The following is a 23104-nucleotide window of genomic DNA, read 5'->3' as shown; positions in this document are numbered from 1 at the left end:
TTTCCTCCTCACGGACCGGAGACGACCGCCGCGCGGTCGTCTCCTCTAGGGTCTCGTGTTATTCGGTTTCCAGTTCGATATCGATGCCGAGCGAGCGGATTTCCTTGATCAGTACGTTGAAGGACTCGGGCATGCCGGCCTCCATGCGGTGATCCCCGTCCACGATGTTCTTGTACATCTTGGTCCGGCCGTTCACATCGTCCGACTTCACCGTCAGCATTTCCTGCAGGGTATAAGCCGCGCCATAGGCCTCCAGTGCCCAGACCTCCATCTCCCCGAAACGCTGACCACCGAACTGCGCCTTACCACCCAGCGGCTGCTGGGTAACCAGGCTGTAGGAGCCGGTGGAACGGGCGTGCATCTTGTCGTCCACCAGGTGGTTCAGCTTGAGCATGTACATGTAGCCAACGGTGGTGGTGCGCTCGAAGGCGTTGCCGGTGCGACCGTCATACAGACGCATCTGGCCGCTCTCGGGCAGATCGGCCAGCTTCAGCATAGCCTTGATCTCGCGCTCCTTGGCACCGTCGAACACCGGCGTGGCCATGGGAACACCACCGCGCAGGTTCTTCGCCAGGTCGAGGATTTCCTGATCGCTCAGGTCGTCCAGCTTCTCCTGACGGCCACCGATCTCGTTGTAGATCTCGTGCAGGAAGCCACGCAGTTCGGCGACCTTGCGCTGCTCTTCGATCATCACGTTGATCTTCTCGCCCAGGCCCTTGGCCGCGAGGCCCAGGTGGGTTTCGAGGATCTGACCGACGTTCATCCGCGAAGGTACGCCCAGCGGGTTCAGCACGATGTCCACCGGCGTGCCGTTGGCGTCGTAGGGCATGTCTTCGACCGGCATGATCACCGAGACCACACCCTTGTTACCGTGGCGACCGGCCATCTTGTCGCCCGGCTGGATGCGGCGCTTGATGGCGAGGTAGACCTTGACGATCTTCAGTACGCCCGGAGCCAGGTCATCGCCCTGCTGCAGCTTGCGCTTCTTGTCTTCGAACTTGTCGTCCAGCAGCTGGCGACGGTCGGACAGGTAGGCCTGGGCCTTTTCCAGCTGCTCGTTGTGAGCATCTTCCGCCATGCGCAGCTTGAACCACTGACCGCGCTCGAGCCCGTTCAGGTACTCGTCGGTGATGACGGCACCCTTCTTGACCGCCGGACCGCCTTCGGCGACCTGACCGACCAGAGCCTGACGCAGACGCTCGAAGGTCGCGCCTTCGACGATGCGGAACTCTTCGTTCAGATCCTTGCGGATCTCGTCGAGCTGGGACTTCTCGATGGCCAGGGCGCGGGAGTCGCGCTCGACGCCGTCACGGGTGAAGACCTGGACGTCGATGACGGTACCCTTGGTACCGGTGGGCACGCGCAGGGAGGTGTCCTTAACATCGCTGGCCTTTTCGCCGAAGATGGCGCGCAGCAGCTTCTCTTCCGGGGTCAACTGGGTTTCGCCCTTGGGCGTGACCTTGCCGACCAGGATGTCACCGGCACCGACTTCGGCACCGACGTAGACGATACCGGCCTCGTCCAGCTTGTTCAGCGCAGCCTCACCCACGTTCGGGATGTCGGAGGTGATCTCCTCCGGGCCGAGCTTGGTGTCACGGGCCACACAGGTCAGTTCCTGGATGTGGATAGTGGTGAAGCGGTCTTCCTGGACCACGCGCTCCGACAGACAGATGGAGTCTTCGAAGTTGAAGCCGTTCCAGGGCATGAAGGCTACGCGCATGTTCTGACCCAGTGCCAGCTCGCCCATATCGGTCGAGGGGCCATCGGCCAGGATGTCGAACTTGGCCACCTGATCACCCTTGCTCACCAGCGGACGCTGGTTGATGCAGGTGTTCTGGTTGGAACGGGTGTACTTGGTCAGGTTGTAGATGTCGACGCCGGCTTCACCGGTCTCGACTTCGTCATCGTTGACCCGCACCACGATACGGCTGGCATCGACGGAGTCGATCACGCCACCCCGACGGGCCACGACGCAGACGCCGGAGTCACGGGCGACGTTGCGCTCCATGCCGGTACCTACCAGCGGCTTGTCCGAACGCAGGGTCGGTACGGCCTGACGCTGCATGTTCGAACCCATCAACGCGCGGTTGGCGTCGTCGTGCTCGAGGAACGGAATCAGCGAGGCGGCTACGGAGACGACCTGCTTGGGCGAAACGTCCATCAGGGTGACGTCTTCGGGCGCCTTGACGGTGAATTCGTTCAGGTGACGCACGGCGACCAGCTCGTCGATCAGCCGGTTGTTCTCGTCCAGCCCGGCGGAGGCCTGGGCGATCACGTGGTTGGCTTCTTCGATGGCCGACAGGAAGACGATCTCGTCTGTGGCCACGCCGTCCTTGACCATGCGGTACGGGCTTTCGAGGAAGCCGTACTGGTTGGTGCGGGCATAGGCAGCCAGGGAGTTGATCAGACCGATGTTCGGACCTTCCGGCGTTTCGATCGGGCAGACCCGGCCGTAGTGCGTCGGGTGTACGTCACGGACTTCGAAGCCGGCGCGCTCACGGGTCAGACCGCCCGGGCCGAGTGCGGAGACACGGCGCTTGTGGGTGATCTCCGACAGCGGGTTGTTCTGGTCCATGAACTGCGACAGCTGGCTGGAACCGAAGAATTCCTTGATCGCGGCGGCCACCGGCTTGGCGTTGATCAGGTCCTGCGGCATCAGGCCTTCGCTTTCGGCCATGGACAGGCGTTCCTTGACAGCACGCTCCACCCGCACCAGGCCCACGCGGAACTGGTTCTCGGCCATTTCACCGACGCAACGGACGCGACGGTTGCCCAGGTGGTCGATGTCGTCGACGATGCCCTTGCCGTTACGGATGTCGACCAGGGTCTTGAGCACATCGACGATGTCTTCGCGGCTCAGGACGCCCGAGCCTTCGATGGCATCGCGACCGATACGGCGGTTGAACTTCATGCGGCCGACGGCGGACAGGTCGTAACGCTCGGCGCTGAAGAACAGGTTGTTGAACAGGGTCTCGGCAGCTTCCTTGGTCGGCGGCTCGCCAGGACGCATCATCCGATAGATCTCGACCAGGGCTTCCAGCTGGTTGCCGGTGGAATCGATCTTCAGGGTATCGGAGATGAACGGACCACAGTCGATGTCGTTGGTGTACAGCGTCTCGAGCCGTACGACATTGGCCTTGGCCATCTTGGCCAGCATGTCGAGGGTCAGCTCGGTGTTGCACTCGGCGATGATCTCGCCGGTGGACGGGTGCACGATGGCCTTGGCAGTGGTACGGCCAATGACGTAATCGAAGGGCACTTCCAGCTCGGTGATGCCGGACTTCTCCAGCTGGTTGATGTGGCGAGCGGTCACGCGACGGCCCTGCTCCACGATCACCTTGCCGGTTTCGTCCTTGATGTCGAAGCTGGCGATGTCACCACGCAGGCGCTGGGGCACCAGTTCCAGATTCAGGGTCTCGCCCTTGATGTGGAAGACGTTGGTGTCATAGAAGGCATCCAGCACTTCTTCGGTGCTGTAGCCGAGCGCGCGCAGCAGTACCGAGGCCGGCAGCTTGCGGCGACGGTCGATACGCACGAACACGGCGTCCTTGGGGTCGAACTCGAAGTCCAGCCAGGAGCCGCGGTAGGGAATGATGCGCGCCGAGTACAGCAGCTTGCCCGAGCTGTGGGTCTTGCCGCGGTCGTGATCGAAGAACACGCCCGGGCTGCGGTGCAGCTGGGACACGATGACACGCTCGGTACCGTTGATGATGAAGGTACCGTTCTCGGTCATCAGGGGGATTTCCCCCATGTAGACTTCCTGCTCCTTGATGTCCTTGATCGCCTTGTTCGACGACTCGCGGTCGAAAATGATCAGGCGAACCTTGACCCGCAGCGGGACGGCGAAGGTCACGCCGCGCAGGACGCATTCCTTGACATCGAAAGCCGGCTCGCCCAGGCGATAGCCGACGTATTCCAGGGCCGCATTGCCGGAATAGCTGATAATCGGGAAAACGGACTTGAAGGCCGCATGCAGGCCGATATCGCGGAACTGGTCTTTGCCTGCGCCCGCCTGCAGGAATTCGCGGTACGAATCCAGTTGGATAGCCAGCAAATAGGGCACGTCCATGACGTGCGGCAACTTGCTAAAGTCCTTGCGGATACGTTTTTTCTCAGTGTATGAGTAAGCCATCAGCGTTCCCCAGCTTGGTCACCAGCTTGTTTGGCCTCTCCGACGGGAGCAGCCGGAAAATCGTGCAAACCCTTGGTTTGCCGCACCCCGAGAGCGAGGTGGATACAGCGCGTTTTGCCAGGCGGATATGCTCGCCCTGCACAAAACGGCAAAAGGCCGGTGGCGTTCGCCACCAGCCATCAGCCGAACGTGAGACGTTCTGGCTGTAGACGCAAGAACCGAACTTACTTGAGCTCGACCTTGGCGCCTGCTTCTTCCAGAGACTTCTTGGCAGCCTCGGCTTCCTCTTTGGAAACGCCTTCCTTGACCACGCCCGGGGCGCCGTCAACGACAGCCTTGGCTTCTTTCAGGCCCAGACCGGTCAGTTCACGAACGACCTTGATGACGTTCACTTTCTTGTCGCCGGCTTCGGTCAACATGATGGTGAATTCGGTCTGCTCTTCGACGACGGCAGCGGCAGCAGCCGGGCCAGCGGCAACGGCGGCAGCGGCGGTCACGCCGAACTTCTCTTCCATCGCCTTGATCAGTTCCACCACTTGCATGACGGACATTTCGGATACGGCGTTGATGATGTCTTCGTTGGTCAGAGCCATGACTCTATATTCCTATAACAGGGTGCGGCTTCAGGCCGCAAATAATAAGAAAGACTTGCAGGAAACGCAGCACGCCTGATCAGGCGGCGGCAGCTTCCTTTTGGTCGCGAATGGCGGCGAGGGTACGAGCCAGCTTGCTGGTAGCGCCCTGGATGACGCTCATCAGCTGGGACACAGCTTCGTCGTAGGTCGGCAGCGATGCCAGTACGTCGATCTGGTTAGCCGGAATGAGCTTGCCTTCGAACGCGGCGGCCTTGATCTCGAACTTGTCCTGACCCTTGGCGAAATCCTTGAAGATACGGGCGGCAGCGCCCGGATGCTCCTGGGAGAACGCGATCAGGGTCGGGCCCTTGAAGGTGTCGTTGAGGACGTCGAAAGACGTACCTTCAACGGCACGACGCAGCAGGGTGTTACGTACGACACGTACATAGACACCGGCCGCGCGGGCCTCTTTACGGAGTCCGGTCATGGCACCCACAGTCACGCCACGGGCATCGGCCACGACAGCGGACAGGGCACCTTGGGCAGCCTCGTTGACTTCAGCGACGATAGCCTTCTTGTCTTCGAGTTTGATTGCCACGGGTTTAACTCCTGGATGTTACCGTTTCGCCCGATGGACTGGGCGGCGTTTTGGTGTCTGACTCGGTAACCGAATCGGGAGCACCATCTGCGTAGGCTAGGGTTTCCCCGGTTTAAGACCTGCGTCCCCTACGGTCTTGGACAGCCCCCGCCAGGCAGGGACCCCAATCTTGGCGCCGTGCCCGAGGGCACGGCGACTTGCAACTTGCTTAGGCTTCCAGGGAAGCCTGGTCGATCTGCAGACCCGGGCCCATGGTGGAGCTCAGGGTGATGCGCTTGACGTAGATGCCCTTGGAGGTCGAGGGCTTCAGGCGCTTCAGGTCGGCCAGCAGAGCTTCAACGTTCTGCTTCAGCTTCACGGGCTCGAAATCGATCTTGCCAACGGAAGCGTGGATGATGCCGTTCTTGTCGGTACGGAAACGCACCTGACCAGCCTTGGCATTCTTGACGGCGGTAGCGACATCCGGGGTCACGGTGCCAACCTTGGGGTTGGGCATCAGACCGCGCGGGCCGAGCAGCTGACCCAGCTGGCCAACAACGCGCATGGCGTCCGGCGAGGCGATGACGACGTCGTAGTTCAGGTCGCCGGCCTTCATTTCGGCAGCCAGTTCGTCCATGCCGACTTTCTCGGCACCAGCGGCCAGTGCAGCTTCGGCATTGGCACCCTGGGTGAACACGGCAACGCGAACCGACTTGCCAGTGCCGTTGGGCAGCACGGTGGCGCCACGGACGACCTGGTCGGATTTACGCGGATCCACGCCCAGGTTCACGGAGACGTCGACGGACTCCTTGAACTTGATGGTGGACAGCTCGGCCAGCAGGGCTGCAGCTTCTTCGAAGCCGTACTGCTTGCCAGCCTGGATTTTTTCGGCGATAGCCTTTTGACGCTTAGTGAGCTTGGCCATTACACGCCCTCCACATTCAGACCCATGCTACGAGCGGAACCGGCGATGGTACGCACGGCGGCGTCCATATCGGCGGCGGTGAGATCGGCATTCTTGGTCTTCGCGATCTCTTCCAGCTGGGCGCGGGTGACGGTACCGACCTTCTGGCTGTTGGGACGAGCGGAACCGCTCTGAATGCCAGCAGCCTTCTTGAGCAGCACGGAAGCCGGGGTGCTCTTGATTTCGAAGGTGAAGCTGCGGTCGCTGTACACGGTGATGATCACCGGGGTGGGCAGACCGGGCTCCATGCCCTGGGTGCGGGCGTTGAACGCCTTGCAGAATTCCATGATGTTGACGCCGTGCTGACCCAGCGCCGGACCGACCGGCGGGCTCGGGTTGGCTTGAGCGGCCTTAACCTGCAGCTTGATGTAAGCCTGAATCTTCTTAGCCATGTGCTACTCCAATGATGGGTTCAACGCCCCGCGGGGCTCCCCAATTACTTGCTATATCCCAGTGACGACAAAACCCCGCAGCCTGGGCTACGGGGTGAGGGATGCGGACAACCTAGACCTTTTCGACCTGGCTGAACTCAAGCTCCACAGGGGTCGACCGACCAAAGATCAGTACCGCCACGTGGATGCGACTCTTCTCGTAATTCACTTCTTCGACGACGCCGTTGAAGTCGGCGAACGGACCATCTACCACCCGAACCGTTTCGCCAGCCTCGAACAGGGTCTTCGGCTTGGGCTTGTCGCTGCTGTCGGAGACACGACGCAGGATTGCGTCCGCCTCACGATCAGTGATGGGTGCCGGCTTATCGGCGGTACCGCCGATGAAGCCCATGACCCGAGGGGTATCCTTGACCAGGTGCCAGGTCCCTTCGTTCATTTCCATCTGCACCAGGACGTAGCCCGGGAAAAACTTGCGCTCGCTCTTGCGCTTCTGGCCATTGCGCATTTCCACCACTTCTTCGGTGGGCACGAGAATGTCGCCGAACTGGTCTTCCATTTCGTGCAGCTTGACGCGCTCGATCAACGAACGCATGACATGCTTCTCGTAACCCGAGTAGGCATGCACGACGTACCAACGCTTAGCCACGGCGAACCCTTTCAACCAACAATCGTGGAAACCAGCCAACCGAGCAGGGAGTCGAGCCCCCACAACAACAAAGCCATCACGAGCACCACGGCAACCACGATCAGCGTGGTCTGAGTGGTCTCTTGCCGGGTAGGCCAGACAACCTTGCGAATCTCGGTACGGGCGTCTTTCAGCAAGCCGAAGAAGGCCTGCCCCTTGGCGGTCTGCAGGGCAACAAAGGCAGCAATGGCTGCCAGCACCAACAGACCTACCACTCGATACAGGATGGACTGAGCAGCGAAGTAGTGGTTGGCAACAACACCGACCGCTACCAGAACGACAACCACCAGCCACTTCAGCGCATCGAAGCGCGACTCTTTGGCTTCCGCCTTGATGCTCATTGCATGAATCCTGTAAGGAGTGCCAGATGGGAATCTGGCAGGCCAGGAGGGAATCGAACCCCCAACCTGCGGTTTTGGAGACCGCCGCTCTGCCAATTGAGCTACTGGCCTGTAACTTGAATCAGGCCGACCATTATGCCGGCCTGACAGTCCAAGATCAATCGATTACTCGATGATCTTGGCAACCACACCGGCGCCGACGGTACGACCGCCTTCACGGATGGCGAAACGCAGACCATCTTCCATCGCGATCGGAGCGATCAGGGTGACAACCATCTTGATGTTGTCGCCCGGCATCACCATCTCGACGCCTTCCGGCAGTTCGCAGTTACCGGTCACGTCGGTGGTGCGGAAGTAGAACTGCGGACGGTAGCCCTTGAAGAACGGGGTGTGACGACCACCTTCTTCCTTGGACAGCACGTACACTTCGCACTCGAACTTGGTGTGCGGCTTGATGGTGTTCGGCTTGGCCAGAACCTGGCCACGCTCCACGTCTTCACGCTTGGTGCCACGCAGCAGCACGCCGACGTTCTCGCCAGCACGGCCTTCGTCCAGCAGCTTGCGGAACATTTCAACGCCGGTGCAGGTGGTCTTGACGGTGGCCTTGATGCCCACGATCTCGACTTCTTCCTGGACCTTGACGATGCCACGCTCGACACGACCGGTTACCACGGTGCCGCGACCGGAGATCGAGAACACGTCTTCGATCGGCATCAGGAACGGCTTGTCGATGGCGCGCTCGGGCTCGGGGATGTAGGAGTCCAGGGTCTCGACCAGCTTGCGCACGGCGGAAACGCCCATCTCGTTGTCATCCTGACCGTTCAGAGCCATCAGCGCGGAGCCGATGACGATCGGAGTGTCGTCGCCCGGGAAGTCGTAGGTGTTCAGCAGATCGCGAACTTCCATTTCGACCAGTTCCAGCAGCTCGGCGTCATCAACCATGTCGGCCTTGTTCAGGAACACGACGATGTAGGGAACGCCTACCTGACGGGACAGCAGGATGTGCTCGCGGGTCTGCGGCATGGGGCCGTCAGCAGCCGAGCAAACCAGGATCGCGCCGTCCATCTGGGCAGCACCGGTGATCATGTTCTTCACGTAGTCGGCGTGGCCGGGGCAGTCGACGTGCGCGTAGTGACGGATCGCCGAGTCGTACTCAACGTGGGAGGTGTTGATGGTGATACCGCGAGCCTTTTCTTCCGGCGCGTTATCGATCTGGTCGAAACCACGAGCGGAACCGCCCCAGGTGTCGGCACAGACTTTGGTCAGCGCTGCGGTCAGAGTGGTCTTGCCATGGTCAACGTGACCGATGGTACCCACGTTCAGGTGCGGCTTGTTACGTTCAAACTTTTCTTTAGCCATCGACACTCTCTCCCTTCACGAATTGAGCAAAGCAATGCCGCCATTAAAACAAAGGCAGATATTTTCATATCTGCCTTTTTAAGATGGAGCTCATGAGCGGATTTGAACCGCTGACCTCACCCTTACCAAGGGTGTGCTCTACCAACTGAGCTACATGAGCGAAACATTTGCCAGTCAAACTGGAGCGGGTAGCGGGAATCGAACCCGCATCATCAGCTTGGAAGGCTGAGGTTCTACCACTGAACTATACCCGCAGAGCCTAAACGCTCTAGCAATCTGGTGGAGGGGGAAGGATTCGAACCTTCGAAGTCTGCGACGTCAGATTTACAGTCTGATCCCTTTGGCCACTCGGGAACCCCTCCAAAGTGAGGCGGCATTTTCTTCATCTGCCCTCCTCTTGTCAAGGATCTTTTTAAAATCTCCTTAACAATCAGTGCTTTCGCCTCGCTCGCTAGCGTTATCAGCGAAAGCGGGCGCAGTTTATGCAACCACGGCGGAGTGCGCAACCCCAAAACGAAAAAAAAGCTTAAAAAACAAAGGCCGCCCTAGCGGCGGCCTTTGTTTGCAGACGGCGACCCCCGATTACAGCTGGGGACCGGCCGCCACGATGCCTTCGGAGACGCCGGAGAACTTCTTGAAATTCTCGACGAACTTGCCGGCCAGCTCCCGAGCGGCGGCGTCATAGGCGGCGCCATCCTGCCAGGTGTCGCGCGGATTGAGCAGGACGCTGTCCACGCCCGGCACGGCGACCGGGACGTCGAGATTGATGACCGGCACATGGCGAGTCTCGGCACCGATGAGGGCGCCGCTCTGGATGGCCGCGATCACCGCGCGAGTGGTGGGGATGTTGAAGCGCTTGCCCACGCCGTAGCCACCACCGGTCCAGCCTGTGTTGACCAGGTACACCTTGGAGCCGAAGCCCTGGATGCGCTTGATCAGCAGATCGGCGTACTCGGCCGCCGGGCGCGGGAAGAAGGGCGCACCGAAGCAGGTGGAGAAGGTCGACTTGATGCCGGGACCGGAACCCATCTCGGTCGAGCCGACCAGGGCGGTGTAGCCGGACAGGAAGTGATAGGCCGCCTGCTCATTATTAAGGATGGAAACCGGGGGCAGCACACCGGTGAGGTCGCAGGTCAGGAAGATGACCGCATTGGGCTCGCCACCCAGGTTGTGCTCGGCGCGCTTGTCGATCAGCTCGCGCGGATAGGCCGCCCGGCTGTTCTGGGTCAGGCTGTCGTCGGCATAGTTGGGCTGACGGGTCTGGGGATCCAGGACCACGTTCTCCAGCACGGCGCCGAACTGGATGGCCTTCCAGATCACCGGCTCGTTCTTCTCGGACAGGTCGATGCACTTGGCGTAGCAGCCACCTTCCATGTTGAAGACCGTGCCCACGCCCCAGCCGTGCTCGTCGTCACCGATGAGGTAGCGGCTCTGGTCGGCGGACAGGGTCGTCTTGCCGGTGCCGGAGAGGCCGAAGAACAGGGTGACATCCCCCTCCTCGCCCACGTTGGCGGCGCAGTGCATCGGCAGCACATCCTTTTCCGGCAGCAGGAAGTTCTGCACCGAGAACATGGCCTTCTTCATTTCGCCGGCGTAGCGCATGCCGGCGATCAGCACCTTGCGGGCCGCGAAGTTGATGATGACGGTGCCGTCGGAATTGGTGCCGTCACGCTCGGGCTCGCAGACGAACTCGGGCGCATTGAGGATCTCCCAGGCCGGCTTGGACTGGGGATTGTATTCGGCCGGATTGATGAACAGGCAGCGGCCGAACAGGTTGTGCCAGGCGGTCTGGGTGCGCATGACGACGGGCAGGTAGTGCTCGACATCGGCGCCTACATGGACGTGGGAGACGAATTGATCACGCTCGTCCAGGTAGGCGCTGACGCGCTCCCACAGCGGGGCGAACTTCTCCTCCGGGAAAGGCCGGTTGATCGGCCCCCAGTGGATGGCGTCGCGCGTGGAGGCTTCCTCGACGATAAAGCGATCTACCGGCGAACGCCCCGTGCGATGCCCCGTCTTGACGACCAGCGAGCCATTGGCGGCCAGCTCTCCTTCGCCACGTCGCAGGGACTCTTCCACTAACTGCGCGACGCTGATATCGGTATACACGTTGGCTTTCGTCATTTCGTTCCCCATGGCCCTGGGCCGTTCCTCATGCTTGTAGCTCTTACACGGCAGAACTACACGTTGCGGGATTATGCCAGAAAGCCTTCGGGCTTTTGCAACGGCTAGTGCCGGGTATTTCCTGGGGTTTGCGTGCCGCCGCCCGCAAAAATCTGCGCGATATCGGCGGCGTCGAAGACCTGCTGCTCATTGCAAAACTGACAATCGACCCGAATTTGTCCGTCCTGTTCGTCGAGCAGACTCTCGACGTCCGGCTGCCCCATGCTGATCAGGGCATTGGCCGCCCGATCGCGGGAGCAGCTGCAGCTGAAGGCCACCGGTTGCTCGTCGAACAGACGCACCGTTTCCTCGTGGAACAGGCGATGCAGGATCACCTCGTTGTCGAGGCCCAGCAGTTCTTCGGCGGTGAGGGTATCGGCCAGGGTGACGACGTGCTCCCAGCTGTCCTGGCGGGCCTGGGCATCCTTGATACGTGACGGCGGCAACTGCTGGAGCAGCAGGCCACGGGCGCGGCGACCATCGGCATTCAGCCAGAAACGGGTGGGCAGTTGTTCCGAGGTGGCGAAGTAGCCGGACAGGCATTCGGCCAGGTTCGCGCCCTCCAGCGGGACGATGCCCTGGTAACGCTGACCGTGGCGGGGATCGATGGTCAGGGCCAGGACGCCATCAGGCATGAGTTCGCCCAGGGAGGCGGACGCACTGATCTCGGCCTCTTCATAGCGGGCGATGCCGCGCACCTCGCGCTCGCTGGAGCACTCGACCATGAGCAGCGGGATTGGCCCGCTGGAACGCGCCTGCAGCACGAGCAGCCCTTCGAACTTGAGGGTTCCGCACAGCAACGCGGCCGCCGCCAGCATCTCGCCCAGCAATTGGGCGACGGGCTCCGGGTAGGCGTGCTTGGCGAGGACCTCGACATAGCTGCGATCCAAGGTGGCCAGTTCGCCGCGGACATCGGTTTCGTCGAACAGGAAGCGCTGGGTGAAATCGTGGGAAGTCATGAACTACCTATATAAGGAAGGAGGCCGCGAAGCCTGACGCTGCGGCACACGCCAGGGCCGCCGAGCGGTCCTGGCCATTGAGAGGATCCGGCGAGTCGCGACGGGATCAGTCGTCGAACGGATGGACGTACTCGCGGAACTGGTGGATCTGGCGCCGCTGCTTCTTGGTGGGACGGCCGTCGGTCTGCAGACCGAGGTTGCCCGCCTTGCGCGCCGCAGCGGCCTGTTCGCGCGCCTCGAGGCTTTCCGGCGTCTCGGTATAGAGCTGCTGGGCCTCGGGCGCACCACGGCGGTTCTGCGACAGGGCGACGATCACCACGGTCTTCTCGTCATAGCCCTGACGGATGGTGAGGACATCGCCGACACGCGGCTCCTTGCTGGGCTTGCAGCGTTCGCCACGGCACTGGACCTTGCCGCCTTCGAGGGCCGCCTTGGCCAGCGCGCGGGTCTTGAAAAAACGTGCCGCCCAGAGCCATTTATCAAGGCGCATCCGTTCTTCAGTGTGATCTACTGCATACATCGAATAAAAGGTCCCCTATTGGGTCTTAGACTCTTCTCAAGAACTCTAAACCATCGGACCGACGCTGCAAGCGCGCCTCTGGAGAGCCATGACCACATTCTTTCCTTCCGACCTGACCGGTCAGACCCGCTGCGCGGGGTGCCAGCAGTCGGAACCCCTGGGCTTCGACTTCGACTTTGCCTATCAGCCCATCGTGGATCTGGGCAGAGGCGCGGTCTTCGCCCGGGAAGCGCTGGTGCGCGGACCAGGCGGCGAAGGCGCACTGTCGGTGCTCAATCAGGTAACCGACAGCAACCGCTATAGATTCGACCAGCTCTGCCGCACCAAGGCCATCGCCACCGCGGCGGCCCTGGGCATGCAGGAGAGTCTCTCGATCAACTTTCTGCCCAACGCTGTCTATCGTCCGGAATTGTGCATCCGCAGCACTCTGGCCGCCGCGCGCGAGCATGGCTTTCCCCTGGAGCGCCTGATCTTCGAGACGGTGGAAACCGAGCACGTGGCCAGCAACCACCTGACGCACATCCTGCGCGAATATCAGCAATTCGGCTTCAAGACCGCCATCGACGACTTTGGCGCCGGTCATTCCGGCCTGACCCTGCTGGCCGAATTCCAGCCGGACCTGGTCAAGCTCGACATGGCGCTCATCCGCGGCATCGACCAGGATCAGGTGCGACGGACCATCGTGCGCAACCTGATCGTCATGTGCCGCGAACTGGGCACCCAGGTGATCGCCGAAGGCGTGGAGACCGTCGCCGAACGCGATTGCCTGCGGGACCTCGGGATCGAGCTGATGCAGGGCTATCTGTTCGCCAAACCAGCCTTCAAGCAGCTCGTTGATCCGCAACATTTAGGCGGAGGCCACTGATTTCAAGGAGCAGCGATGAGCAATTCCGCCGAACCGGTCATTATCGGCCTGAGTGAGTGGGTGGCCCTGCCCGATCTGGGCGTGGTCGGGCTGAGAGCCAAGATCGACACCGGCGCCAGTACCTCGGCGCTGCATGCGACGGAAGTCCAGCCGTTCATGCGCGGCAAGGAGCGCTGGGTGAGATTCACCGTGCACCTGGGCACCCTGGTCCAGTCCCGGCACCGCCATTGCGAAGCGCCACTGGTGGCGAAAAAGACCATCCGCAGCTCCAATGGCATCGCCCAGACCCGTTACGTCATCCGTACCCTGCTGGCCCTGGGCGAGTGCCAGTGGCCGGTGGAATTCACCCTGGCCTGCCGCAAGAGCATGCGCTATCGCATGCTGCTCGGCTCCAAGGCGTTGATCGATGGTGGCCTGCTGGTGAATCCGGCCGTCTCCTATGCGCAAGACAAACCCCAGTTGTCCCTTACTCCGGCCTCCGGTGCCCCATGAAAATCGCCGTTCTCTCGCGTAACCCCAACCTGTATTCCACCCGGCGCCTGGTCGAGGCCGGCGTCAGCCGCGGCCATGAGGTGGTCGTGGTCGACACCCTGCGCGCGTACATGAACATCGCCAGCCACAAGCCGCAGATCCATTACCGTGGCAAACCGCTGGAAGGCTTCGATGCGGTCATCCCGCGCATCGGCGCCTCGGTGACCTTCTATGGCTGCGCGGTGCTGCGCCAATTCGAGATGCAGGGCGTCTTTCCGCTCAACGAGAGCGTGGCCATCAGCCGTTCGCGCGACAAGCTGCGCTCCCTGCAACTGCTCTCGCGCAAGGGCATCGGCCTGCCGGTGACCGGCTTCGCCCACTCGCCGGACGACGTACCGGACCTGATCCAGATGGTCAACGGCGCCCCCCTGGTGATCAAGGTGCTGGAAGGCACCCAGGGCATCGGCGTGGTGCTGTGCGAAACCGAGAAGGCGGCCGAGTCGGTGATCGAGGCCTTCATGGGGCTCAAGCAGAACATCATGGTGCAGGAATACATCCGCGAGGCGGGCGGTGCGGACATCCGCTGCTTCGTGGTCGGCGACAAGGTGATCGCGGCGATGAAGCGCCAGGCGGCGCCCGGGGAATTCCGCTCGAATCTGCATCGTGGCGGCACCGCCAGCCTGATCAAGATCACCCCCGAGGAACGCATGACCGCCCTGCGTGCGGCCCGGGCCATGGGCCTGAGCGTGGCCGGGGTGGACATACTCAGATCCAACCACGGCCCGCTGGTGATGGAGGTCAACTCCTCGCCCGGCCTGGAAGGCATCGAGCAGACCACCGGCAAGGACGTCGCCGGGATCATCATCGAATACCTGGAAAAGAACGCCGAGCCGGGGCTGACACGGACCAAGGGCAAGGGCTGAGGCCGTGGCTTGGGAGGTTGGGCTGCGCTGGCGTCTGGCCCAACCTCCCTATCTCCTGATAAATCGCGCGAGCCCGATGTCGAGGCCATTTCGCTATGCCACAGCATCGCGGCCATGGCGGTCCGCCGATGCGGCCGCTCCTACAAAGTGCAGAAGCAGCATCCGGCGTCAGCTGGCGCTGCGGGGCAGCAGCAGGCCCAAGGGCAGCAGTACCCGGGCTTCCACCCCGCCACCTTCGCGATTGCGCAGCTCGGCACTGCCGCCGTGCTGCGCGGCAATGCGCTTGACGATGGCCAGGCCCAGCCCGGAACCGCTGACGGTGCGGGCGCGATTGCCGCGGGTGAAGGGATTGAAGATGTCCTGCAGGTCCTTGGGATCGATGCCGGGACCGCGATCCATCACGCTCAGAGCGACATAGGGCGCCGTGGCGGAGCCCGCGACCTGTCCGACCACCTCGATACCGCCACCGCCGCCATGGCGCAGGGCGTTTTCCACCAGGTTGGTCAGCAGCCGCTTGAAGGAGATGCGCCGCACCGGCAGCGGCGGCAGCACGTCCAGCATCAGCCGTACCCGCTCCGTCTCCTGGTTGTAGGGCGCCACCACCTGGCGGGCCAATTCGTTGAGATTGGTGAGTTCCTGGGGTTCGTCACGGCCATCGCGGACGAAGGCGAGGAACTGGTCGAGGATGGCGTTCATGTCCTCGATGTCGCGGATCATGTCCTCGGCTTCTTCGCGCTCGGCCGGCGGCATCAGTTCCACCGCCAGACGCAGGCGGGTCAGGGGCGTGCGCAGGTCGTGGGAGACCCCGGCCAGCATCAGTTCGCGTTCGCGGCCGGCCTGCTCGACGTCTTCGGCCATCTGGTTGAAGGCGTGGTAGACATCCTGGATCTCGCTCGGGGCATCGGTCTCCGGCAGCCGCACGCTGCGGCCCTTGCCCAGCTCGCGCGCGGCGTTCACCAGGCGCCGCAAGGGCTGGTTGAGCTGCCGCACGAAGACCCAGGCGGCGCCCACGGACAGCAGGCCGATGGCGAAAAACCAGCCGAGCACGCTCCAGATGTGCTGGCCACGCAGCGGGTGGGCCATCAGCGGAATCTTGATCCAGTCCGGTCCCAAGCTCGGCGCCAGCACCCAGAGCGCCGGACCGTGCTGGACCCGCACCCGCACCTCGGTCTCCTCGCCCAGTTCCTGTTTCATCTGGCGCTCGAAGATCTCGCTGTAGGGCCAGTGGTATTCCCCGGCCGGCACGGTTTCCGGTGATTCGTAGCGCAGACCGGCGGCCTGGGCGATGCGCGGTCGCTCGGACTCCGGGGTGGCCCAGTAGGCCTTGAGCGTCAGGGCCGCGCCATGGCTGTACTGGCGATCGACCAGGACGTCCTCATTGAGCAGCAGATAGACCAGGGTCAGCGCCTTGGAAAACAGCACCGCGAGCAGGACCATCCACAGCGAGCGGGCGAAGAAACTCTGGGGAAACCAGCTGGGCGCCTTCATTGGCCAGGATTTCCGCGCAAAACGGCGCGAAAGCCATCACAACCTCTGGGATTGCAGGGTCCAGATAGGCCACCGGACGCGGACACATTCGGATACATTTGCTCGTCCATTTCTTCCCTTCAACCTGGAGTTCTCTCGTGTCCGACATCTGCCAGACCGGCCTGGACATCGGCTTCGCCTCGCTCAGCTACGCGCAGATCGCCTTTCTCGGCGTGGTGCAGGGTATCACCGAGCTGCTTCCCATTTCGTCCACGGCACACATGCGGGTGGTACCCGCCCTGCTCGGCTGGCGCGACCCCGGCTCGGCCTTTTCCGCCGCCATGCAGATGGCGGCGCTGGCCGCGGTGATCAGCTATTTCTGGCGCGATGTGAGTGGCGTGACCCGCGGCAGCCTGGCCGCGGTGCGCCAGCGCGACTTCGACAGCCCGGACTTCCTGCTGGCGGTGATGATCGTGCTGGCGACCATTCCCATCTGCATCGCCGGTCTGCTGCTGGCGCCCCTGCTCAACGCCTGCGACTCGCCGCTGCGCGGCCTCAGCGTCATCGGCTACGCCTGCCTGGCCATGGCCGCGCTGCTGGCGCTGGCGGAGCGGATCTGCCGGCACAACAGGGACATCTCGCAAATGCGGCTGCGCGATGCGCTGATCGTGGGGATCGCCCAGGTCGGAGCGCTGATTCCGGGCGTGTCCCGCTCGGGCTCGACCCTGACCGCCGCCATGTTCCTCAATCTGCGTCGCGAAGAAGCCGCACGCTTCTCCTTCCTGCTGGGTCTGCCGGCCATCGCCCTGGCCGGACTCAAGGAGCTGGTGGTGCTCTGGCACGCGCACATCCCGGCCGAAGCCTGGTCGCTGCTGCTGGTGGGATTGCTGGTGGCGAGCCTGTCGGCCTTTGCCGCGATCTGGGGCCTGATGCGCTTTCTGGAGCGCTTCTCGACCTGGCCCTTCATCATCTATCGCGCGCTGCTGGGGATTTTCCTGCTGATCGGCGTGCATCAGGGGCTGTTCGCCTGAGTCTATTCAAAGTCAGCTGCGCGTCGGCCAAACAGCGTTGAAAAGACCTTCGGAATGCTCATTTACGCCTTGTAAACTCCGCTTCCTCAGGTCTTTTCGCCTCGTTTGACTCTAGCTCGCAAGACTTTGAACACGCTCTGTATCGTCGACACCTAAGTGTGGCGGTGAGAGCTTATTTGCCGGCGCCGTCCGGTACGAAGACGTAGCCCACGCCCCAGACGGTCTGGATATAGCGCGGCTTGGACGGATCGGGTTCGATCATCCGGCGCAGGCGCGAGATCTGCACATCGATGGAGCGCTCCAGGGCGTCCCATTCGCGACCGCGGGCCAGGTTCATCAGCTTGTCGCGGGTCAGCGGCTCGCGGGCGTGGTCGACCAGTGCCTTGAGCACGGCGAATTCGCCGGTGGTGAGCATGTGGGTCTCTTCGCCGCGCTTGAGTTCGCGGGTAGCCAGGTGCAGGGCGTAGTCGCCAAAGGTCACCACCTCGTCGGTCCCGGCAGGGGCGCCGGGCACCACCGGCGCCTGACGGCGTAGCACGGCCTTGATGCGGGCCACCAGCTCCAGCGGATTGAAGGGCTTGGCCAGATAGTCGTCAGCGCCCTGGTCGAGGCCCTGGATGCGGCTGCCTTCGTCGCCCTTGGCGGTCAGCATGATGATGGGGATGCGGTTGCCGCTCTCGCGCAGCCGGCCGCAGGCGGACAGGCCGTCTTCGCCGGGCATCATCAGGTCCAGCACGACCAGGTTGAAGACCTCGCGCGCCAGCAGGCGGTCCATCTGTTCGGCGCTCTCGACGGTACGCACGCGATAACCCTGCTCGGCCAGAAAACGCTCCAAGAGGCGACGCAACCGGGCGTCGTCGTCGACGACCAGGATCTTTTCACCTTCCGGGGCAACGGGGGTGCTCATAATATCTCCTTGTGATCTAGCACTGGATTATGCCGTAGGCCATCCGACCGCGGCATTGGGCCATTGTTAGCAGATTTTGCCCACTCCGGGGTGGCGGTGCCGGCATGGGAGGCAGGGCTCCGGCGGGCTCGGGTATACTGCCGCCCGCTTTTTCTCGTGCAAGCCAGGTAGCCCGATGGATATCAATAGCCGCATCGCCGAAGAGCTCGGCGCCCGCCCGCAACAGGTCGCCGCCGCCGTGGCCCTGCTCGACGAAGGGTCGACCGTGCCCTTCATCGCCCGTTACCGCAAGGAAGTCACCGGCAGCCTGGACGACACCCAGCTGCGTCATCTCGAAGAGCGGCTGCGCTATCTGCGCGAGCTGGAAGAGCGCCGCGGCGCGGTGCTGGCCTCCATCGAGGAGCAGGGCAAGCTGACCCCCGAGCTGGCCCGCGAGATCAACCTGGCCGACACCAAGACCCGCCTGGAAGACCTCTATCTGCCCTACAAGCAGAAGCGCCGCACCAAGGGCCAGATCGCCCTGGAAGCCGGTCTCGGCCCGCTGGCGGAGGCGCTGCTGCAGGATCCGACCCTGACCCCGGAGTCCGAAGCCGCCGGCTATGTCGACGCGGACAAGGGCGTGGCGGACGTCAAGGCCGCTCTGGATGGCGCCAAGTACATCCTCATGGAGCGCTTCGCCGAGGACGCCGACCTGCTGGCGCGGCTGCGCGGCGTCCTGCAGCAGGACGCCATCCTCAGCGCGCGCCTAGTGCCCGGCAAGGAGACCGAAGGCGCCAAGTTCAGCGACTACTTCGAGCATGACGAGCCCTTCAAGGCAGTGCCCTCGCACCGCGCCCTGGCGATCTTCCGTGGCCGCAACGAGGGCATCCTCAGCGTCGCGCTCAAGCTCGGCGAAGAAGGCCCGGGCATCGCCCATCCCTGCGAAGGCCTGATCGCCGCGCATTTCGAGCTGAAGAACCAGGGCCGCGCCGCGGACAAGTGGCTTTCCGAGGTGGTGCGCTGGACCTGGAAGGTCAAGCTCTATACCTCCCTGGAAACCGACCTGCTCGGCGAGCTGCGCGAAAAGGCCGAGGAAGAGGCCATCGCGGTCTTTGCCCGCAACCTGCACGACCTGCTGCTGGCCGCGCCGGCCGGCCCGCGCACCACCCTGGCGCTGGACCCGGGTCTGCGTACCGGCTGCAAGGTCGCCGTGGTGGACGCCACCGGCAAGCTGCTGGCCACCGATACGGTCTATCCCCATGCGCCGCGCAATCAGTGGGACCAGACCCTGGCCACCCTCGGCGTGCTCTGCACCAAGCATGGCGTGGACCTGATCGCCATCGGCAACGGTACCGCCAGCCGCGAGACCGACAAGCTGGCCGGCGAGCTGATCAGCAAGTACCCGGGACTCGGCCTGACCAAGGTGATGGTCAGCGAAGCCGGTGCCTCGGTGTATTCCGCCTCGGAACTGGCCGCCCGGGAATTTCCCGAGCTGGACGTCTCCCTGCGTGGTGCCGTGTCCATCGCCCGCCGCCTGCAGGATCCGCTGGCCGAGCTGGTGAAGATCGAGCCCAAGTCCATCGGCGTGGGCCAGTACCAGCACGACGTCTCCCAGCTCAAGCTGGCGCGCAGCCTGGACGCCGTGGTGGAAGACTGCGTGAACGCCGTGGGCGTGGACGTGAATACCGCCTCCGCCGCCCTGCTGGCGCGGATCTCCGGGCTCAACGCCACCCTGGCGCAGAACATCGTGCAATTCCGCGATGCCAACGGCGCCTTCGCCACCCGCGAAGCCCTGAAGAAGGTGCCGCGCCTGGGCGACAAGACCTTCGAGCAGGCCGCCGGCTTCCTGCGCGTGATGAGCGGCGCCAATCCGCTGGACGCCTCGGCGGTGCACCCGGAGACCTATACGCTGGTGCAGCGCATCGCCGCCGACACCGGCCGCGACATCCGCTCGCTGATCGGCGATTCGGCCTTTCTCAAGCGTCTGGATCCGAAGAAGTTCACCGATGAGAGCTTTGGCCTGCCGACGGTGACCGACATCCTCCAGGAACTGGACAAGCCGGGGCGCGATCCGCGTCCGGAGTTCAAGACCGCGGTGTTCCAGGACGGCGTGGAAAAGCTTTCCGACCTCAAGCCCGGCATGGTGCTGGAGGGCGTCATCACTAACGTCACCAACTTCGGTGCTTTCGTCGACATCGGCGTGCACCAGGACGGCCTGGTGCACATCAGCGCGCTGTCGGAGAAGTTCGTCAAGGATCCCTACGAGGTGGTCAAGGCGGGCGACATCGTCAAGGTCAAGGTGATGGAGGTGGACGTGCCGCGCAATCGCGTGGGACTGTCCATGCGCATGGGTGACACCCCCGGCGAGAAGGTCGACGGCAAGCCCGGCGGCCAGGCTCGCGGCAACGGTGGCAAGCCGCGCACCGACAAGGGCGCCCCGCGCCAAACCCAGGCCGCGCCGGCCAACAATGCCATGGCGTCCCTGTTCGCCAACGCCAAGCAACTGAGGAAATAGGCATGAGCGGTTCTCTTGCAGGCAAAGACAGCGCCTTCAGCACCCTGCTGGGCATGACCATCCACAAGGCCGAGGGTGGCGAGTCCGAGGTGCGCATGAGCGTGCAGGACACGCTCATCAACCTGCACGGCAAGCTGCACGGCGGTGCCATCTTCTCGCTGATCGACACCGCCCTGGGCCAGGCCAGCCACAGCCTGTTCGATGGCCAGGCCGGCAGCGTGACCCTGGAATGCAAGGTCAACTACGTGCGTGGCGTAAGCGACGGCGAACTGGTCTGCCGCGCCCGGGTGATCCACCCGGGCCGCAAGACCCATGTGCTGGAAGCCCAGGTGCATCAGGGCGACAAGCTGATCGCCCTGGCCCAGGCGACCTTCGCCTGTCTGTGACCGGCCAGAGCGGGCGGCAGCGAAGCGGCGCATATCGCCCTTTGCCGTCGCCTGAGCTACGCTGGGAGACAACTGAGCGGGTTGCGGTCTGAGGCTTGAACCCGGACCGCAGCAGTGACTGCTGCCCCCGCGTCGGCCCTGGCCGGCAACCCTCATTTCAGTCGGTTTCTTCTACCCTGCCCGGGGCGAGTACCGCCATAGGAAGTCAACTTGAGCGATATCCTGTCCCGCCGCCTGGCCCTGCTCGGCGCTGATCCCACCCTTCTCGCCGAATGCCTGCACGGCATCGAGCGCGAGACCCTGCGGGTGGACGCCCGTGGCCAGCTGTCCCGCCGCCCCCATCCCCGGGCGCTGGGCTCGGCCCTGACCCATCCGCAGATCACCACGGACTACTCCGAGGCCCTGCTCGAATTCATCACCCCCACCGGTACCCGCACGCCCGAGGTGCTGGACGCGCTGGATCGGGTGCATCGCGCCGCGGTCGCCGAACTCGACGGCGAGCGCCTCTGGAGCGGCTCCATGCCCTGCGCGCTGCCGGCGGAGGACGAGATCCCCATCGCCGACTACGGCAGCTCCAACATCGGCCGGCTCAAGCACGTCTACCGCCGCGGCCTGGCCCTGCGCTACAGCCGCACCATGCAGTGCATCGCCGGCATCCACTACAATTTCTCGCTGCCGGAAGCGGCCTGGGAGCTCCTGCGCCAGCAGGAAGGTGACGCCCGCGATGCCCGCGACTACCAGTCGGCGCGCTATATCGCCCTGATCCGCAACTTCCGCCGCTACAGCTGGCTGCTGATGTACCTGTTCGGCGCCTCGCCGGCGCTGGACCTAGGCTTCCTGCGGGGTCGGCCACATCGGTTGCAGACCCTCGACGAGCGGACCCTGTACCTGCCCCATGCCACCAGCCTGCGCATGAGCGACCTGGGCTATCAGAGCAACGCCCAGGCCAGCCTGACGCCGGACTACAACGATCTGACCACCTATACCGAGAGCCTGAGACGCGCGGTGGGTACGCCCTACCCGCCCTATGCGGAGATCGGCACGCACCAGAACGGCGAGTGGGTGCAGCTCAACACCAACATCCTGCAGATCGAGAACGAGTACTACGCCACCATCCGCCCGAAGCGCGTCACCCGCAGCGGCGAGCGGCCGGTGCAGGCGCTGATGGCGCGCGGCGTGCAGTACATCGAGGTGCGCTGCCTGGACATCGATCCCTTCCTGCCGCTGGGCATCGATACCACCGCCGCGCTGTTCCTCGACGCCTTCCTGCTCTATTGCGCCCTGGAAGGCAGCCCGCCGCTCAACGGCGAGTGCAGCGAATGCACCGACAACTTCGCCAGCGTGGTGCGCGAAGGCCGCAAGCCGGGCCTTCGCCTGCAGCGTCATGGCGCCTCGGTGACCATGATCGACTGGGCGGCGGAGATGCTCGATCAGATCGAGCGCTGCGCCGAGACCCTGGACGCCAGCCTGGGCGGCGACGCCCATCGCCGGGCGGTGGCGGTGCAGCGGCAGAAGGTCGCCGATGTCCGCCTCACCCCCTCGGCGCGGGTGCTGCAGGAGCTGCGCGAAAGAGGCGAGAGCTTCGCCGACTTCGGTCTGCGCCAGAGCGAGGCTCATGCGGCCTATTTCGCCAGCCACCCGCTGAGCGCCGGCGAGCAGGCCTGCTATGCCCAGATGGCACGCCAGTCGCTGGAAGAGCAGGCGGAGATCGAGGCGGCGCCCCAGGGGGATTTCGATACCTTCGTGGCGGCGTATCAGGCGAGCATTCTGGCGACGATCGGGGTGTAGATACGTAGGTTGGGTTGAGCGAGAGCGAAGCCCAACATTGCGGTGCCAAGTGCCGAAGAGCTTGTTGGTGCCTTAGCTGATTGTCGTGCTTTGCTGATGGATCTT

20 protein-coding genes and 4 tRNA genes are annotated in these 23104 nt (G+C 63.4%); 7 read left to right on the top strand and 17 right to left on the bottom strand.

Features of this window, described 5'->3' with window-relative positions:
- Positions 1-58: 58 nt before the first annotated feature.
- The 15 genes from rpoB to ACZ5R1_RS02030 form a co-directional block, all read right to left on the bottom strand.
- A complete protein-coding gene (gene rpoB, locus ACZ5R1_RS02100; protein ID WP_027599187.1) occupies positions 59-4132 on the bottom strand; it encodes a DNA-directed RNA polymerase subunit beta in 4074 nt (1357 codons plus the stop codon).
- A gap of 224 nt (positions 4133-4356) precedes the next feature.
- Entirely contained in the window at positions 4357-4725 is a 369-nt protein-coding gene (rplL, locus tag ACZ5R1_RS02095) for a 50S ribosomal protein L7/L12 (protein WP_017641869.1), read from the bottom strand.
- 79 nt (positions 4726-4804) lie between these two features.
- Positions 4805-5305: a 50S ribosomal protein L10 gene (gene rplJ / locus ACZ5R1_RS02090; RefSeq protein WP_007163093.1), complete on the bottom strand. Its 501-nt coding sequence runs from the start codon at positions 5303-5305 to the stop codon at positions 4805-4807.
- Between the two features lie 208 nt (positions 5306-5513).
- Complete coding sequence (rplA, locus tag ACZ5R1_RS02085) at positions 5514-6209, bottom strand: 50S ribosomal protein L1 (protein WP_145249206.1); 696 nt, start codon at positions 6207-6209, stop codon at positions 5514-5516.
- The gene (gene rplK, locus ACZ5R1_RS02080) at positions 6209-6640 is read right to left on the bottom strand and encodes a 50S ribosomal protein L11 (protein ID WP_007163095.1); all 432 of its coding nucleotides are present in this window, start codon (positions 6638-6640) and stop codon (positions 6209-6211) included. Before rplK ends, rplA begins: the two co-directional genes overlap by 1 nt.
- Before the next feature lie 112 nt (positions 6641-6752).
- Positions 6753-7286: a transcription termination/antitermination protein NusG gene (nusG, locus tag ACZ5R1_RS02075; protein ID WP_007163096.1), complete on the bottom strand. Its 534-nt coding sequence runs from the start codon at positions 7284-7286 to the stop codon at positions 6753-6755.
- 11 nt (positions 7287-7297) lie between these two features.
- Positions 7298-7666 carry a preprotein translocase subunit SecE gene (gene secE, locus ACZ5R1_RS02070; RefSeq protein ID WP_027601417.1) on the bottom strand — a complete coding sequence of 123 codons (369 nt, stop codon included), beginning with the start codon at positions 7664-7666 and terminating at the stop codon, positions 7298-7300.
- Between the two features lie 35 nt (positions 7667-7701).
- A tRNA-Trp gene (locus ACZ5R1_RS02065) sits at positions 7702-7777 on the bottom strand.
- Between the two features lie 54 nt (positions 7778-7831).
- Positions 7832-9025, bottom strand: a complete 1194-nt coding sequence (gene tuf, locus ACZ5R1_RS02060; RefSeq protein ID WP_027603089.1) for an elongation factor Tu — start codon at positions 9023-9025, stop codon at positions 7832-7834.
- Between the two features lie 84 nt (positions 9026-9109).
- Positions 9110-9185 (bottom strand) — tRNA-Thr (locus ACZ5R1_RS02055).
- A gap of 20 nt (positions 9186-9205) precedes the next feature.
- Positions 9206-9279: transfer RNA gene (locus ACZ5R1_RS02050), tRNA-Gly, on the bottom strand.
- A gap of 23 nt (positions 9280-9302) precedes the next feature.
- A tRNA-Tyr gene (locus ACZ5R1_RS02045) sits at positions 9303-9387 on the bottom strand.
- Positions 9388-9607: 220 nt separating this feature from the next.
- Complete coding sequence (locus ACZ5R1_RS02040; RefSeq protein ID WP_007161252.1) at positions 9608-11149, bottom strand: phosphoenolpyruvate carboxykinase; 1542 nt, start codon at positions 11147-11149, stop codon at positions 9608-9610.
- A 104-nt stretch (positions 11150-11253) separates the two neighbouring features.
- Complete coding sequence (hslO, locus tag ACZ5R1_RS02035) at positions 11254-12147, bottom strand: Hsp33 family molecular chaperone HslO (protein ID WP_074585103.1); 894 nt, start codon at positions 12145-12147, stop codon at positions 11254-11256.
- A 106-nt stretch (positions 12148-12253) separates the two neighbouring features.
- Positions 12254-12667 carry an RNA-binding S4 domain-containing protein gene (locus ACZ5R1_RS02030; RefSeq protein WP_186304710.1) on the bottom strand — a complete coding sequence of 138 codons (414 nt, stop codon included), beginning with the start codon at positions 12665-12667 and terminating at the stop codon, positions 12254-12256.
- An 88-nt stretch (positions 12668-12755) separates the two neighbouring features.
- On the opposite strand from ACZ5R1_RS02030, the gene rimA reads away from it, so the two are divergent.
- The 3 genes from rimA to rimK are packed head-to-tail and all read left to right on the top strand — an operon-like array spanning position 12756 to position 14926.
- A complete protein-coding gene (rimA, locus tag ACZ5R1_RS02025; protein WP_027603086.1) occupies positions 12756-13532 on the top strand; it encodes a S6 modification regulatory phosphodiesterase RimA in 777 nt (258 codons plus the stop codon).
- A 15-nt stretch (positions 13533-13547) separates the two neighbouring features.
- On the top strand, positions 13548-14024 hold the full coding sequence (rimB, locus tag ACZ5R1_RS02020) for a retropepsin-like aspartic endopeptidase RimB (protein ID WP_027598255.1): 477 nt from the start codon (positions 13548-13550) through the stop codon (positions 14022-14024).
- Positions 14021-14926, top strand: coding sequence for a 30S ribosomal protein S6--L-glutamate ligase (gene rimK / locus ACZ5R1_RS02015; protein WP_027598254.1), 906 nt, complete (start codon positions 14021-14023; stop codon positions 14924-14926). Before rimB ends, rimK begins: the two co-directional genes overlap by 4 nt.
- Positions 14927-15094: 168 nt before the next feature.
- Here the strand turns inward: rimK and ACZ5R1_RS02010 are convergent, their stop codons facing one another.
- The gene (locus ACZ5R1_RS02010; protein WP_027603085.1) at positions 15095-16414 is read right to left on the bottom strand and encodes an ATP-binding protein; all 1320 of its coding nucleotides are present in this window, start codon (positions 16412-16414) and stop codon (positions 15095-15097) included.
- A gap of 137 nt (positions 16415-16551) precedes the next feature.
- Between ACZ5R1_RS02010 and ACZ5R1_RS02005 the strand changes: the two genes are divergently transcribed.
- Positions 16552-17424 carry an undecaprenyl-diphosphate phosphatase gene (locus ACZ5R1_RS02005; protein WP_027603084.1) on the top strand — a complete coding sequence of 291 codons (873 nt, stop codon included), beginning with the start codon at positions 16552-16554 and terminating at the stop codon, positions 17422-17424.
- Positions 17425-17596: 172 nt separating this feature from the next.
- Here the strand turns inward: ACZ5R1_RS02005 and ompR are convergent, their stop codons facing one another.
- Positions 17597-18331, bottom strand: a complete 735-nt coding sequence (gene ompR, locus ACZ5R1_RS02000; protein ID WP_027598251.1) for an osmolarity response regulator transcription factor OmpR — start codon at positions 18329-18331, stop codon at positions 17597-17599.
- Between the two features lie 175 nt (positions 18332-18506).
- Here ompR and ACZ5R1_RS01995 point away from each other — a divergent pair, with 175 nt between their 5' ends.
- The 3 genes from ACZ5R1_RS01995 to gshA all read left to right on the top strand — a co-directional run bounded on the left by ACZ5R1_RS01995 (position 18507) and on the right by gshA (position 22999).
- Positions 18507-20825 carry a Tex family protein gene (locus ACZ5R1_RS01995; RefSeq protein WP_464712792.1) on the top strand — a complete coding sequence of 773 codons (2319 nt, stop codon included), beginning with the start codon at positions 18507-18509 and terminating at the stop codon, positions 20823-20825.
- A 2-nt stretch (positions 20826-20827) separates the two neighbouring features.
- Positions 20828-21211, top strand: a complete 384-nt coding sequence (locus ACZ5R1_RS01990) for a PaaI family thioesterase (protein ID WP_051398714.1) — start codon at positions 20828-20830, stop codon at positions 21209-21211.
- Between the two features lie 210 nt (positions 21212-21421).
- Complete coding sequence (gshA, locus tag ACZ5R1_RS01985) at positions 21422-22999, top strand: glutamate--cysteine ligase (RefSeq protein WP_108581502.1); 1578 nt, start codon at positions 21422-21424, stop codon at positions 22997-22999.
- Positions 23000-23104: the final 105 nt, after the last annotated feature.

This window comes from Pseudomonas sp. Pso3, assembly GCF_055393275.1.
Note: the sequence above shows the minus strand (reverse complement) of the source record. Positions and strands in the feature narration are given on the sequence as shown.

Bases quoted from the DNA above. Each gene is read 5' to 3' on its own strand.
- rplK (WP_007163095.1), bottom strand. From the start codon at position 6,640: ATGGCTAAGAAGATTCAGGCTTACATCAAGCTGCAGGTTAAGGCCGCT.
- ACZ5R1_RS02030 (WP_186304710.1), bottom strand. From the start codon at position 12,667: ATGTATGCAGTAGATCACACTGAAGAACGGATGCGCCTTGATAAATGG.
- ompR (WP_027598251.1), bottom strand. From the start codon at position 18,331: ATGAGCACCCCCGTTGCCCCGGAAGGTGAAAAGATCCTGGTCGTCGAC.
- rplA (WP_145249206.1), bottom strand. From the start codon at position 6,209: ATGGCCAAGCTCACTAAGCGTCAAAAGGCTATCGCCGAAAAAATCCAG.
- secE (WP_027601417.1), bottom strand. From the start codon at position 7,666: ATGAGCATCAAGGCGGAAGCCAAAGAGTCGCGCTTCGATGCGCTGAAG.
- rimK (WP_027598254.1), top strand. From the start codon at position 14,021: ATGAAAATCGCCGTTCTCTCGCGTAACCCCAACCTGTATTCCACCCGG.
- ACZ5R1_RS02010 (WP_027603085.1), bottom strand. From the start codon at position 16,414: ATGAAGGCGCCCAGCTGGTTTCCCCAGAGTTTCTTCGCCCGCTCGCTG.
- ACZ5R1_RS02040 (WP_007161252.1), bottom strand. From the start codon at position 11,149: ATGACGAAAGCCAACGTGTATACCGATATCAGCGTCGCGCAGTTAGTG.
- tuf (WP_027603089.1), bottom strand. From the start codon at position 9,025: ATGGCTAAAGAAAAGTTTGAACGTAACAAGCCGCACCTGAACGTGGGT.
- ACZ5R1_RS01990 (WP_051398714.1), top strand. From the start codon at position 20,828: ATGAGCGGTTCTCTTGCAGGCAAAGACAGCGCCTTCAGCACCCTGCTG.
- rimA (WP_027603086.1), top strand. From the start codon at position 12,756: ATGACCACATTCTTTCCTTCCGACCTGACCGGTCAGACCCGCTGCGCG.
- rimB (WP_027598255.1), top strand. From the start codon at position 13,548: ATGAGCAATTCCGCCGAACCGGTCATTATCGGCCTGAGTGAGTGGGTG.
- hslO (WP_074585103.1), bottom strand. From the start codon at position 12,147: ATGACTTCCCACGATTTCACCCAGCGCTTCCTGTTCGACGAAACCGAT.
- rplL (WP_017641869.1), bottom strand. From the start codon at position 4,725: ATGGCTCTGACCAACGAAGACATCATCAACGCCGTATCCGAAATGTCC.
- ACZ5R1_RS01995 (WP_464712792.1), top strand. From the start codon at position 18,507: ATGGATATCAATAGCCGCATCGCCGAAGAGCTCGGCGCCCGCCCGCAA.
- rpoB (WP_027599187.1), bottom strand. From the start codon at position 4,132: ATGGCTTACTCATACACTGAGAAAAAACGTATCCGCAAGGACTTTAGC.